This window comes from Paraburkholderia sp. BCC1886, from assembly GCF_900996245.1.
Lineage (GTDB): Bacteria > Pseudomonadota > Gammaproteobacteria > Burkholderiales > Burkholderiaceae > Paraburkholderia.
The window spans coordinates 318,025-331,092 of sequence record NZ_CAAJGK010000052.1 but is presented as its reverse complement, the minus strand read 5'-3'; the positions used below and the strand labels follow the sequence as shown (position 1 = coordinate 331,092).

The following is a 13,068-nucleotide window of genomic DNA, read 5'->3' as shown; positions in this document are numbered from 1 at the left end:
CCGGAGTAGATCCATGGCAGCAGTGAGTTTCAAGAACGTACGCAAGGTTTTCGGCGAAACGGTGTCCATTCCGTCGCTCGACCTCGATATTCGCGACGGCGAGTTCGTCAGCCTGCTCGGGCCTTCGGGTTGCGGCAAGACGACCACCCTGCGCATGCTGGCCGGGCTCGAGCAGCCGACGAGCGGCGCAATTCATATCGGCGGACACGAGGTGCACGAATTGCCGCCGGCCAAACGCGATATCGCGATGGTGTTCCAGTCGTATGCGCTGTATCCGCATCTGACCGTGGCGGAGAACATCGTTTATCCGCTGAAAAAACGCGGCGTGCCGAAGCGCGACTGGCCCGGGATGCTGGCCAACGTCGCGCAGTTGCTGCAGCTCGAACCGCTGCTGGCGAGAAAGCCCAAGCAACTCTCGGGCGGCCAGCAACAGCGCGTGGCGCTCGGCCGCGCGCTGATCCGCAAGCCGAAGGTGTTTCTGCTCGACGAACCGCTGTCGAACCTCGACGCCAAGCTGCGCGCGCACATGCGGGCGGAGCTGATCGAGTTGCATCGGCGCATCGGTACGACGACGGTGTACGTCACGCACGACCAGCTCGAAGCCATGACCATGTCGACCCGCATCGCGGTGATGAGCGGCGGCGTGCTGCAGCAGTTCGGCACGCCCGACGAAATCTACTACCGGCCGGCGAACCAGTTCGTCGCGGGCTTCATCGGCACACCGGCGATGTCGCTGATCGACGGCGACCTGCAGCGCGACGACAGCGGTTTCGCAGTGCGCGCCGGCGGCCTGTCGCTACGGCTGCCGCATTCCGCCTTGCGCGCAGAGGCAGTGGGCGAGGTCGCCATCGGCTTGCGTCCCGAAGACATCGTCCTCGGCCGTGGCGCCCAGAGCGCGCGCATCAAGGTCGTCGAGCCGACCGGCCACGAATCCATCGTGCTGATGGACTGCGGCGGCGCGACCCTCTGCACGCGTATTGCGAGCGACGTGCCGCTGGCCGCCGAACTACGCGCCGGCCAGGACGTGCCGTTCGACGTGACGCTCTCGCGCGTGCACGTGTTCTCCCGACAAAGCGGCCTGCGTCTGAACCGCGACGACCTCAACGTCACCGCGATCAAACGCACTCGCGACGCAGCATGAAATTCGTTATCAATGACCACGCAATGACCACGGGATTCTGAATGAACCGAGATAGTGTGAACTGGACCGGCGCGATGCCGGCAATCACGACCCCGTTCGACGACAGCGGCAAGATCGACGAACGCGAGTTGGGCGACGTCATCGAGCGGCACCTCGCGCTCGGCGCCACCGGCGTGGTGGTGGGCGGCTGCACCGGCGAATTCTGGGCGATGAGCGCGGCGGAACGCGCGCGCCTCTTTGCCGCGTCGAAAGCGGTGGTCGGCTCGCGCGGCACGCTGATCGCGGGCACCGGCATGATCGGTGTGGAAGACACGATCGCGCTCACCCGGCAAGCCGAGCAGGCCGGTTGCGATGGCGCGCTGATCCTGCCGCCGTACTTCGTCAAGCTGACCGACGACGAGATTTTTGCGCACTACGCCGATGTGACCGCAGGCAGTGGCTTGCCGGTGATGCTCTACAACATTCCCGGCAACGCGGTGAATTACCTCACGCCAAAACTGGTCGCCCGTCTCGCGCAACTGGAACGCGTGGTGGCCGTGAAGGAAAGCTCGGGCGACTGGAATAACTTCTACGGCACCTTTCTCGCCGTCAATGAAACCTTGCGGGTCTTCTGCGGGCCTTCGTCGGTGTTCGGCGTGCCGGCCGTGGAGCTGGGCGCCGATGGCGTGATCGACTGCTTCCCGAACGTGTGGGACGAGGGCGGGCAGACCCTCTTCGAAGCGGCGCGCGACGGCGACCGTCTGCTCGCGGCGCGACTCCAGGCGACGGGCCGCCGTCTTACCGATCTGTTCACGAGCGACGGCCGCACCCTGTATCCGTCGACCAAGGCGGCGATGGATCTGCTCGGCATTCCCGGTGGCGGTAAGCCGCGCGCGCCGCTGCGCGCGTTGTCGGCGAGCCAGTGCGATGCGATCGCCGCGGGCTTGCAGGCGGAAGGTCTGCTGTAAAGCGGGACACGCGTAGCGACATCACGAAGGAGAGAATCATGACGCAACACCAGACTGCAGCACCTGGCACGGACGCGAACCCCTGTGGTTTCTCCGTGCAATACGGCAAGTACATCGGCATCGGCGCGAACGGCAATCTGTGGGTCGACGGCTGCGACGTGCAGGCGCTCGCCGAAACCTACGGCGCGCCGCTCTACATCATTTCGGAAAATGAATTGCGCGAGCGCTATCGGGCGTTTCGCGACGGTTTTCTCGCGCACTATCCGCAAGTCGAAATCCTGTTTGCCAACAAGTCGAACAACGGTCTCGCGATTCGCCACATTCTCAATCAGGAAGGTGCGGGCGGCGACTGCTTCGGCGTGAACGAAATGTATATCGCGCTGCTGGCCGGCACCGATCCGCAGAAGCTCGTGCTGAACGGCTCGAACAAGCAGGACGAAGAGCTCGAGATGGCGATTGCCAACGGCATCTGCGTGAACATCGACGCAATGGACGAACTCGACCGCATCGACGTCATATCGAAACGGCTCGGCAAAAAAGTGGCGATCGGGATCCGGCTCAAACTCGACCTGCTGCCGCTCGCCGGACGCACCGGTGTCGCGATGCACGGCCCGGGCACGCTCAAGGAGCAGAGCGATTCGACCAAGTGGGGCATGACGCGCGAACAGACGGTCGAGATCGTCAAGCGCGCGCAGGCCATGCCGAACATCGAGTTGAAGGAAACCCATTTCCACCTGAGCCGCATGTCGAACGATCCCGAGAACTTCGCGATCATGGCGCGCGAGATGATCGTCTGGTCCGGTTTCCTGCGCGATCAAACCGGCTGGACGCCGCCTTGCATCGATATCGGCGGCGGCTGGACTTTCGGCAAATGGTATGGCACGGGTCCGCGCTCGCAGATCGACGACAACGCCGCGCCGACGCCGGACATCTATGGACGTCTGTGCGGCGCGGCGATCCGCGAGGAAGCGGAACGCCTGAATCTGCCGCTGCCGAAACTGCGCATCGAACCGGGCCGCGCGATCTCGGGGCCGTCGGGTGTGGCGGTCGGCACGGTCGGCGCAATCAAGCAGGGCGCGACGAAGAAGTGGGTGAATCTGGACCTGTCGACGAATCACCTGTCGTGGGCGTCCGCGCTCGACTGGTACTACCACGCGGTGGCGGTCAGGGACACGGCGCGCGACGCGATCGATCACGTCGATCTGGTCGGCCCGCTGTGCAATTCCGACGAGGTCGGCGCGGACCGGATGATGCCGCCGCTCGAACGCGGCGACTTCGTGGCGTTTCTCGACGCCGGTGGCTACACCGAGTCGGGCGCAGCGCGTTACAACGCGCAACTGCTGCCGGCCACCGTGCTGGTCGCGGGCGACACCGCCGAGGTCACGACCGTGCGCGAGCAATGGCGCGACGTGGCGGGCCGCTTCAAGGTGCCGCCGCGCTTGCTGGCGGCTTCGTTCGCAAGGCCAGCGCAGTAAGGCTGCACCGACACATGCAACAGCCGGGCCGATTCGCGGCTCGACAGCAATTCGGCCGGCGCGTCGCGCGCCGGTCAGCGGAGACACTATGGATTTAGGTATCAGAGGGCGCCGCGCAGTGATCTGCGGCGGCAGCAAGGGGTTGGGACTGGCGGCGGCGCGTTCTCTCGCACGGGAAGGCGTGGACCTGACGCTGGTTGCGCGCTCGCAGGACACGCTCGAGGCGGCGGCGCGGCAACTCATCGACGAGACGGGGGTGAAGGTGCAGACCGTCAGCGCCGATCTGGGGAGCGCCGAAGGGCGCGCGGAGGTGCTGGCGAAGGCGGGCGTCGTCGATATCCTGGTGGCGAACCCGGGCATCCGTCAGGTGCCCGACGACTTTCGCACACTCACGCGCGAGGCGTGGGACGGCTGGATGGAAGCGCATTTCTACTCGTCGCTGGAGCTGATCCGCGCGCTCGTGCCGGGTATGAGCGAACGCGGCTTCGGGCGCATCGTCAACATGTCGGTGAGCTTCATCAAGTTTCCGCAGGTCGGCTTCGCGCCGAGTCATGCGGCGCGTCTGGCGCTCGCCGGTGCGATTGCCGCGATGGCGCGCGAGCTGATCTCGCGCAACGTGGTGATCAATAGCGTGTGTCCGGGTCTGTTCGAAACCGATGCGCTGATCACCAATCTGCATGGTCATGCTGCGCGCGGCAATACGACCTTCGAGGCGATCGTCGAGAACCGTTTGAGTCATTGTCCCGCCGGACGCTTTGCCGATCCTTCGGAATGCGGCGACCTGATCGCGTTTCTGTGCAGCGCGCAGAACGGTTTCATGACGGCGCAGAACATCGTCAACGACGGCGGCGTCTATCAGGGGCTGTTCTGATGAATCAGGCGCAACGGGAAGCGCAAGCGCCGGCAGGAGCCGGCCGCGTCGTCATGCTGTCGGGTGCGACGCGCGGCATCGGCGCGGCCATCGCGGCGCGTCTTTACGCCGAGGGTTATTCGTTGTCGCTCGGTGTGCGCGATATCACGAAGATCGACCCGGCGCTCGCAGCGGACTCGCAGCGCGTGCTGGTCACGCATTACGATGCGCTCGAGGTCGACTCGCCGGGTACCTGGGTCGCGGCCACGCTCGAACGCTTCGGGCAGATCGACGTGCTGGTCAACAACGCCGGCATCCTGCTCGAAATCACCTTCGAGCGCGGCGACGAAATCGCGCTCGACCAGATGTGGGCGGTCAACGTGAAAGGCCCGTTCCGGACCATTCGCGCGGCCATGCCCGCGTTGAAGAAGAGCGGGCGCGGCCGGGTCATCAACGTGGCGTCGACCGACGGAAAGCGCTACCGGCCGACCGACTCGATCGGCTATTCGATGACCAAGCACGCGGTGATGGCGCTGACGCACGCGGCGCGCTTCGAGGGCTGGGACAGCGGCGTGCGCGCGACCGCGGTCTGTCCCGGCGCGGTGAACACCGAACTGATCGCTCACTTTGCCAGCGCGAGTCCGGTGGCCGACCGGCTGAGTCCGGAAACAGTTGCTGATACGATCGCCTTCCTGCTGACGCTGCCCAACAATGCGACCGTTGCGGAGCTCGTGCTGAACACCCGCCTGGAGCCGTCGCTGTGATGCAGGCGCCAGCCAGTTCGATGCCTTCCGACGACGTACATACCGATCGATCATGACCCAAACCATTCCCGTCGAATTCGAAGGCGCCACGCTTCAGGCACGACCCGGCGAGACGCTGGCGGCGACGCTGATCGCTCACGGCGTGCAGGATTTCCGGACCACGGCGGGCGGCCAGCCGCGCGGCGTTTTCTGCGGCATGGGCGTTTGCCAGGACTGTCTGGTCGAAGTGGATGGCGTCGCCAACCGGCGCGCCTGCATGACGAAAATCGTCAAGCCGGTTACCGTGCGGCGCGGCGCGCATGCGCGGCCTTTGCAGATGCCGTCTGCCACTGCCGGTGCGGGCGGCGCGGGGACTTTTCCCGGCGTGCGCGAACCCGAACTGCGCGAGCCCGGCTTACTCGTGATCGGCGCGGGGCCGGGAGGATTGTCGGCGGCGCTGTTCGCGCGCCGCGCGGGCGTCGACGTGACCGTGCTCGACGAACGTAGTCAGGCCGGCGGCCAGTATTACAAGCAGCTCGGCGTATCGGAGCAAGGCGTGTTACCGGCCGATGCGCAGCATCGCCGTGGCGCGGCGCTGATTGCAGCCGCGCGCGAAGCCGGCGTCGAGATCGTGCAGGACGCGCTGGTGTGGGGCGCGTTCGAACCGAAGGAATTCATTGCGACGGTGCGCGGACAATCCGTGCGCTTTCGTCCGGGCGCCTGCATCGTCGCGACGGGTGCTTACGAGCGGGGCTGGCAGGTGCCTGGCTGGACGCTGCCCGGCGTGATGACCACCGGCGCCGCGCAAACCTTGTGGCGCACGTCGCGCCGCTTGCCTGGCCGGCGTGTGCTGATCGCGGGCAACGGGCCGCTGAATCTGCAACTGGCCGCTGAACTGCTGAGCGGCGGCGCGACTGTCGCGGCGGTCGTGGAAGCCGCGCCCGCGCCGGGTGTGGCCTCGCTCGATTCGCTGCTGACGATGGGACTGGCCGCGCCGTCACTCGTGGCCGAAGGGCTCGGTTATCAACGCACGGTGAAGCGGCATGGCGTGCGCATCGTCAACGACACCGTGATCGAGTCGATCGACAAGACTGCCGGTGGCTTATCCGTGACGCTCGCGAGGGTGTCGGGCGAGACGCTGCCGCAACGGATCGAGGTCGATGTGGTGTGCCTCGGCTACGGCTTCGAGCCGGCCAACGAACTCCTGCGTGCGCTCGGTTGCGTGCACGACTTCGACGGGCGTCGCCGGCAACTCGTGACGCGTCGCGACGACGCGGGTCTCACGAGCATCGCGGGCGTGTATGCGCTCGGCGATTGCACGGGTCTTGGCGGTGCGAAGGCGGCGCTCGCAGAAGGCGTGGTGGTGGGCGCCGCGGTAGCTGGCGCGCTCGGCCATCCGCCCTCCGCCGGGCTGCTCGAGGAAAGGACAGCCGCCGTCAAGGAACTCGGCAAGCAGCGCCGCTTCCAGCGTGCGCTATGGAACATCTACGCGAGCCCGTTGAACGCGCCGCGCGAACGTTGCGGCGACACCCTCATCTGCCGCTGCGAGGAGGTGAGTTTCGCCCAGCTCGAATCGGCGCTCGACGAAGGCCTCAGCACGCCGGGCGCGATCAAGCGCCGCACGCGCATCGGCATGGGCCGCTGCCAGGGACGCTATTGCGCGCCGGTGCTCGACGAGATCGTCTGCGAACGCTTCGGCCGCTCGCGTGACGAAATGTCGGGTTTCGCGCCGCGGGTGCCGGTCAAGCCGGTCACTATTGCGGAACTGAGCGGGCACGGTAGCGATTCATGAGCCCCCTCGCTATGGACGGACTGGCGCGGCGGAAAACCGATGTTGCGGTGATCGGCGCGGGCATCGTCGGCCTCTGCCTGGCCGGCTTTCTGGCGCAACGCGGCCGCGAAGTCATGTTGCTCGACGCCGGCGGATCGGCGGCATCGACCGCCAATGCCGGCAGCCTGCATGTGCAGATGCAAAGCCGCTTCATGCGGCTTTTTCCCGAGCGCGTCGCCGGCTTCGAACAGCAGTTGCCGCTGTATCCCCAAGCGGTCGATTACTGGCGCGAATTCGAGCGCGCGATCGGCGCCGACTTCGAAATGAAAGTCTCCGGTGGCCTGATGGTCGCCGAGACGCCGGAGCAGTTCGAGTTTCTCGTCACCAAGAGCCGTCGTGAGCGTGAGCTCGGGCTCTCGGTCGAATTGCTCGAACGCGCCGATCTCGAGCGCGTCGCGCCGTATCTCGGTCCCGCCGCGTTCGGCGCGGAGTTGTGCGCCAACGAAGGCAAGCTCAATCCGCTCAAATGCAATGCGCAGATACGGGCGTGGGCGGCGAGCCAGGGCGTGACGATCGTGGACCGCTGCAAGGTCGAACGCTTGCAGGCGAACACGCCGGGCTTTTCGCTCGCGACCTCGCAAGGCCCACTCGATGCGCGTGAAGTCGTCGTGGCGGCCGGTCCCGGCGCGCGTGCCTTGATGGCGAGCGCCGCCGCGTTTCTGCCGGTCGAAGCCGAGCCGCTGCATATGAATATCACCGAGGCGGCGCCGCCGTTGATCCTGCATCTGGTTCAACATGCGGAGCGCTCGATCACGCTCAAGCAGTTGTCGACGGGCCAGGTCGTGATCGGCGGCGGCTGGCCGGCGAAACTCGCGCCCGGCGCGGAGTATCCCGTCGTGGATCCGGCGAGCCTGATCGGCAATGTATCGCTCGCGCAGTTCATGGTGCCGGCGCTGGCGCCGTTGCAGATCATCCGCACTTGGGCCGGGCTGAATTCGAAAGTGGACGGGCGCGGCGTGCTGGGCGAGATGCCCGGCGTGCCCGGTTTGTACGCGGCGATTCCCGGCGATGCCGGCTATACGCTCGGGCCGTTGACCGCGCGTCTGGTGGCGGACGTGATGAGCGGTCGCGATCCGGGCGTCGACATGCAACCTTATTCGCCGATGCGCTTGCTGCAGGAAGACTGGCAGGCTGCGCTCGCGGCAAGTTGAGCTTTGCCGCGCGCTGATTTTTCGACTTGCCGAAGCCCACCCGCCGCGCGACGCCAAAGTCGCGCGGCGTTGTCACATCAGGAGATCAGAAGCGGTGACGCAGCCCTAGCCGCACGCTGGTTTGCGTGCTGGTGGTCGACGGCGTGAACAGGTAGCCCTGAACCGCATCGACGCCGGACGAAGCGCGTAGATACGAGCCTTGCAGATAGACGTCGGTGCTCTTCGAGAAGTTGTAATCGAAACCGAGGCTCGCTTCGTTGTAGTGATGCCCTTCGAGAGTCGAGTAGAAATAGCCCGCCGATGCGCTGAACGACGGCGTGACCTGCCATGACGCGCCAGCGTCGTATGTCCGCAGCACCGAAGTCTGGCCGAACCCCTTGAACCAGACGTCCGAATATGCAAGTCCGTAAGTCACGTGCGACAGCACGTAACTCGCGCCCACGGTCAGGACGCTCTGGCTGTCGATCGCCATCGGCGTGCTGGAAAACAGATCCGTGACCTGCCCGGTGGCCGGGTTGCGCGTCGCGGTGGCCTGGCCGAGGAAGCTGGAGACACCCATCGACGCATACGGGTCGATCGCGTTGGAGCCGTTCGGGTTGTTCATCCGCAAATACACGGCGCCAGTGGAGAACGAACCATGGTTGTACTGAGCACCGAACGACCACGAACTGTCTTCATGCAGACTGCCGGCGACGTTGCCGAACGAATACAGTGCGCCGCCCTGGAAGCCGTTGAAGTCCGCGCTCTTGATCTTGACGACGTTGTCGAGCCGCTCCCAGCCCATCCGGTCCAGATCGCCCTGGTGGGTCGCATAGCCGCTCGCCCAGGCGCTCATGGCGTAATTGGCGGTGTAGTCGTAAATCAGATCGTATTGACGGCCCATCGTGATCGAGCCGTACTGATTTTGCAGACCGACCCATGCCTGACGGCCGAATTCGCGGCCACCCTGACGGAGTTGACCGTTCAGCGCGTCGAAGCCGTTTTCGAGGTCGAAGATCGCGCTCAATCCGCCGCCGAGGTCTTCCGTGCCTTTCATTCCCCAGCGATTACCCGAGGCGATCGAGTCGTCCATCTTGACGTTATGAGCGCCGCCTTCGTTGCTGACATAGGTGGGGCCCACGTCGATCACGCCGTACAGCGTCACGCTGCTTTGCGCGTGTGCCAAACCCGTTGCTGCAACGCCCACCAGCGCTGCGATCCGTTTAATCGTCCTCATGCCGCACAACTCCCCTGAATTGATACTGCTTGAAATCGGTAGTACGAACCAGTTACTTCACATAGGGATGCGAAGTCATCGTCGGGATCGCGCTACCTGCCCACGTGGTTTTGCACGTTCTGCTGTCGCCACGGTGCGCAAACGGGTTGACATTTTCGGTGTCAGCGCTTTGTGACAAAACGTGCGCCATGCTAACATTCAGACGCCATGTGAACAAAAATGATTGTTGAGGTTTGACGATTTTTTGCTGGATTTTGAGCGAGACGTGCGGTGGGGGCGACATTTATTACCGATGTAAGCAGAGAGACGCTAGTCTGTTGCGTACAGCGGCCTAACTAAAGCGGCATGATCGCGTCGCATAAGGCGCAACATTTGTGCGCATAGCGGCATGACATTTAATGGAAAATCTGGAGAGATACGTGAGTAAAGTTTTTCGAGGTAGCTATGGCGTGACCGTCACGCCCTTCACGGCCGACGGCAAGTCGATCGACGAAGCGGCGCTCAAGCGCTTTCTCGACTGGCAGATCGAGGCGGGCTCGCCCGGCGTGATCATCCTCGGCACCACCGGCGAGTTCCTGACGATCAGCGACGAGGAGCGTACCCGTTACGTCGAAACTACGGTCAAGCACGTGGCGGGACGCATGGACGTGCTGGTCGGGACGATGAACGCATCGACGCCGAACGCGGTGCGTTACACGCGCGAAGCGGAAGCGCTCGGCGTGGACGGCTACATGATCGTGCCGCCGTACTACTACACCCCGACCGAAGACGAAATCTTCGAGTACTACCGCGCGATTTCCGAAGCGACGTCGCTGCCGATCATGCTGTACAACAATCCGGTCACGACCAACGTCGACATGTCGGCGAAACTGGTGGCTCGCCTCACGCGCGCATTCGACAACGTTCGCTACATCAAGGAAGCCAGCATGGACGTGGGTCGCGTCTACGACGTGATCGAAGCCACCGACGGCGTGATGAACGTGTTCGCCGGCGAGCGGCCGGTGGAAAGCTTCCTGCTCGGCGCGGTCGGCTATGTGAATCCGTACGCGAACTACATTCCGGAAGCGTCCACGCGCCTGTGGGACGCCCTCGTCGAAGGCGAACTGGAAGAGGCGAAAACCATCCAGAAGATGATCGGCAGCTTCGACCGCATCATCGCCGAAGGTCACCCGACTTACGGGCATCAGTGCTATTCGAAAGCGTTGGCCGCGTCGCAAGGTTATCCGGTCGGCGACGTGCGCCCGCCGCTGACGCCGTTCTCGGCGCTCGGCGCGGAAGGCGTCGAGCGGCGCGCGAAGATCGTGGCGATTCTCGACGACATCAACGCGTATGTCGCGCAGTGCGCGGCGAAAAAGGCCTGAGTCCACGATGCGCGAGATCAGCCTTTTTACGCCGTTCAGTTCACGCGGCGCGACGTTCGCCAACCGGATCGTCGTGTCGCCGATGTGTCAGTACCGCGCGCTCGACGGTCACGTGAATGCTTGGCACCTCGCCCATCACGCGCGCTTTGCGCTCGGCGGCGTGGGCGGCGCGGTGATCGAGGCGACCGCCGTGGAACGCGACGGCCGGATCAGCGAGGGCTGTCTCGGGCTGTGGAACGATGCGCAGATCGGCGGGTTCCGGCAACTGGCCGATCTGTATCACGAACACGCGATTCCGCTCGGCGTGCAGATCGGTCATGCCGGGCGCAAAGCCAGTTCGGCAAGCCCATGGGATGGCGCCGGAGCGCTCGCGAACGAGACTCCGCCGCGCGGCTGGCCGACGCTCGCACCGTCCGCGTTGGCGCATGCGGAGGGTTGGCCGATACCGGCTGCGCTCGACGCAGCCGGTATCGCACGCATCGTCGCTTCGTTCGCGGCGGCCGCGCGTCGGGCGGTCGAGGCGGGGCTCGATTTCATCGAGCTGCACGGCGCGCATGGCTACCTGCTGCATGAATTTTTGTCGCCGCTCGCGAATCGGCGGACCGACCATTACGGTGGCAGTTTCGATAACCGCGCGCGGTTTGCGCTGGAGGCGGCGCAGGCGATCCGCGCGGCCGTGCCGGATACGGTGCCGGTCTGGTACCGCGCGTCCTGCGTGGATGAAAGCGCCGGCGGTGTCACGCTCGATGAAACAGTCGAGCTGGCGGGTCGGCTGAAGGCGGTCGGTATCGATCTGGTCGACTGTTCGTCGGGCGGTATTCGTGGTCCGGTCGCGCGGTCTACCCGAGCGGAAACGCCGGGGCATCAGGTGCCGTTTGCCGGGCGAATCCGGCGCGAAAGCGGTATTGCTACGATGGCGGTCGGGTTGATCACCGGAGCCGCCCAGGCCGAGCGGATTATCGGCGAAGGTTCGGCGGACCTGATTGCGATGGGGCGGGAGTTGCTGGCCGATCCCAACTTCGTGTATCGGGCGGCGCGTGAGCTGGGGCATCCGGCGGCGCATGAGGTGCTGCCGAGGAATATCGCCTTCTTTCTGGCGCGGCGTAATATTGAAACCCCGATGCAAACCCCGACCCATCCTGCCGGCGCCGCAGCAAAATAACGCATGGCATCTCTCTCTCACCTCACCTGTTGACCCGATGAACGATGTGATTGTGATCGGCGGCGGTCTCGCCGGCTGCGCGACTGCCTACTATCTCGCTCGCGACGGCGTGGCTGTTCTTGTGCTCGAGCGCAGCGAGTTGAATACGCAGGCGTCCGGTTCGAACGCCGGCAGCCTGCATGCGCAGATTCCGCACGACCCCTTCGTGAATCGCGGCCCGCAGTGGGCCGCGACGTTCGCGCCGACCATCGGTCTGCTGCATCGCTCGATCGGCGTATGGCGCGGCTTGTCGAGCGAACTCGACGCCGATCTCGAAGTGTCGTTGAAAGGCGGCCTGCTGGTCGCGACCGACGCTTCGCAGATGGCGTCGATTGCGGCCAAGGCGGAAGTCGAGCGCTCGCAAGGCCTCGAGATCCGTTTGCTCGACCGCGCCGAAGTCAGGACGCTGGCGCCGTATCTATCGGACACGATCGTGGGCGGCGCATTCTGTCCCGACGAAGGCAAGGCGAGTCCGCTGGCCGCGACGCTGGCATATGCACGCGCGGCCCGCGCGCTGGGTGTCACCTTCGAGCGGCATACTGACGTGACGCGAATCGAACGGACAGCGCAAGGCTTCGACGTGCATGCAGGCGGCCGCGTGTTTCGCGCGAAGCGTGTGGTCGACGCGGCCGGTGCCGACGCCGGCAAGATCGCCGCGTTACTCGGTATCAGCATCGACGTGCAGGGTTTCGCGATTCAGGTGGCCGTGACCGAGCGCGTCGCGCCGCTGATTCCGCATCTGGTCTACTCGGCCGGCGACAAGCTCACACTCAAGCAGAACCAGGCCGGCTCGATCCTGATCGGCGGTGGCTGGCCCGCGCGCTGGCATGGCCGCGGTCATCCGGCTACCGACCCGGACTCGCTCGAACGGAATATGGCGGTCGCGCTCGCCGCAGTGCCGGCGCTTGGTTCGCTCTCCGTGATCCGCACGTGGGCGGCGGTCGTGAACGGCACCGACGACTGGAAGCCGATACTCGGCGAAGTGCCGGGCACGCCCGGCTTCTTCATCAACTTCTTTCCGTGGATGGGTTTCACCGCCGGGCCCGCGATCGCGCAGATTATCGCGAGCCTCGTGCAAGGCAAACCCGCACCGTTCGACGTGGACCTCTCGCCGTTTTTGCTGGCGAGCGCCTGACGGAAGGCAGGAACGAG

At 65.1% G+C, this 13,068-nt stretch carries 11 protein-coding genes; 10 read left to right on the top strand and 1 reads right to left on the bottom strand.

What is annotated here, in order from left to right:
• Positions 1-13 precede the first annotated feature (13 nt).
• The 7 genes from FQ746_RS19645 (at position 14) to FQ746_RS19615 (ending at position 8,138) form a co-directional block, all read left to right on the top strand.
• On the top strand, positions 14-1,141 hold the full coding sequence (locus FQ746_RS19645) for an ABC transporter ATP-binding protein (protein ID WP_144111299.1): 1,128 nt from the start codon (positions 14-16) through the stop codon (positions 1,139-1,141).
• Positions 1,142-1,182: 41 nt separating this feature from the next.
• Positions 1,183-2,088 carry a dihydrodipicolinate synthase family protein gene (locus FQ746_RS19640; RefSeq protein ID WP_144111298.1) on the top strand — a complete coding sequence of 302 codons (906 nt, stop codon included), beginning with the start codon at positions 1,183-1,185 and terminating at the stop codon, positions 2,086-2,088.
• A gap of 38 nt (positions 2,089-2,126) precedes the next feature.
• Entirely contained in the window at positions 2,127-3,563 is a 1,437-nt protein-coding gene (locus tag FQ746_RS19635; RefSeq protein WP_144111297.1) for a diaminopimelate decarboxylase family protein, read from the top strand.
• Between the two features lie 88 nt (positions 3,564-3,651).
• Entirely contained in the window at positions 3,652-4,434 is a 783-nt protein-coding gene (locus FQ746_RS19630; protein WP_144111296.1) for an SDR family oxidoreductase, read from the top strand.
• Positions 4,434-5,177 (top strand): SDR family NAD(P)-dependent oxidoreductase, encoded by a 744-nt coding sequence (locus FQ746_RS19625; protein ID WP_144111295.1) that lies wholly within the window; start codon positions 4,434-4,436, stop codon positions 5,175-5,177. Before FQ746_RS19630 ends, FQ746_RS19625 begins: the two co-directional genes overlap by 1 nt.
• A 52-nt stretch (positions 5,178-5,229) precedes the next feature.
• A complete protein-coding gene (locus FQ746_RS19620; RefSeq protein WP_144111294.1) occupies positions 5,230-6,948 on the top strand; it encodes an FAD-dependent oxidoreductase in 1,719 nt (572 codons plus the stop codon).
• Positions 6,945-8,138, top strand: a complete 1,194-nt coding sequence (locus tag FQ746_RS19615) for an NAD(P)/FAD-dependent oxidoreductase (protein ID WP_144111293.1) — start codon at positions 6,945-6,947, stop codon at positions 8,136-8,138. The genes FQ746_RS19620 and FQ746_RS19615 overlap by 4 nt, the downstream gene beginning before the upstream one ends.
• Before the next feature lie 85 nt (positions 8,139-8,223).
• Here FQ746_RS19615 and FQ746_RS19610 read toward each other — a convergent pair whose 3' ends face one another.
• A complete protein-coding gene (locus FQ746_RS19610) occupies positions 8,224-9,354 on the bottom strand; it encodes a porin (protein WP_144111292.1) in 1,131 nt (376 codons plus the stop codon).
• A gap of 419 nt (positions 9,355-9,773) precedes the next feature.
• Here FQ746_RS19610 and FQ746_RS19605 point away from each other — a divergent pair, with 419 nt between their 5' ends.
• From FQ746_RS19605 to FQ746_RS19595, 3 genes are read left to right on the top strand one after another with little or no spacing between them, the layout of a single operon-like run.
• Positions 9,774-10,715: a dihydrodipicolinate synthase family protein gene (locus FQ746_RS19605; protein WP_186310776.1), complete on the top strand. Its 942-nt coding sequence runs from the start codon at positions 9,774-9,776 to the stop codon at positions 10,713-10,715.
• 7 nt (positions 10,716-10,722) lie between these two features.
• On the top strand, positions 10,723-11,877 hold the full coding sequence (locus FQ746_RS19600; RefSeq protein WP_144111290.1) for an NADH:flavin oxidoreductase/NADH oxidase: 1,155 nt from the start codon (positions 10,723-10,725) through the stop codon (positions 11,875-11,877).
• Positions 11,878-11,914: 37 nt separating this feature from the next.
• Entirely contained in the window at positions 11,915-13,051 is a 1,137-nt protein-coding gene (locus tag FQ746_RS19595) for an NAD(P)/FAD-dependent oxidoreductase (RefSeq protein WP_186310775.1), read from the top strand.
• Positions 13,052-13,068 lie beyond the last annotated feature (17 nt).

Coding starts and splice junctions, on each gene's coding strand:
- FQ746_RS19645 (WP_144111299.1), top strand. CDS start 14: ATGGCAGCAGTGAGTTTCAAGAACGTACGCAAGGTTTTCGGCGAAACG.
- FQ746_RS19640 (WP_144111298.1), top strand. CDS start 1,183: ATGAACCGAGATAGTGTGAACTGGACCGGCGCGATGCCGGCAATCACG.
- FQ746_RS19635 (WP_144111297.1), top strand. CDS start 2,127: ATGACGCAACACCAGACTGCAGCACCTGGCACGGACGCGAACCCCTGT.
- FQ746_RS19630 (WP_144111296.1), top strand. CDS start 3,652: ATGGATTTAGGTATCAGAGGGCGCCGCGCAGTGATCTGCGGCGGCAGC.
- FQ746_RS19625 (WP_144111295.1), top strand. CDS start 4,434: ATGAATCAGGCGCAACGGGAAGCGCAAGCGCCGGCAGGAGCCGGCCGC.
- FQ746_RS19620 (WP_144111294.1), top strand. CDS start 5,230: ATGACCCAAACCATTCCCGTCGAATTCGAAGGCGCCACGCTTCAGGCA.
- FQ746_RS19615 (WP_144111293.1), top strand. CDS start 6,945: ATGAGCCCCCTCGCTATGGACGGACTGGCGCGGCGGAAAACCGATGTT.
- FQ746_RS19610 (WP_144111292.1), bottom strand. CDS start 9,354: ATGAGGACGATTAAACGGATCGCAGCGCTGGTGGGCGTTGCAGCAACG.
- FQ746_RS19600 (WP_144111290.1), top strand. CDS start 10,723: ATGCGCGAGATCAGCCTTTTTACGCCGTTCAGTTCACGCGGCGCGACG.
- FQ746_RS19595 (WP_186310775.1), top strand. CDS start 11,915: ATGAACGATGTGATTGTGATCGGCGGCGGTCTCGCCGGCTGCGCGACT.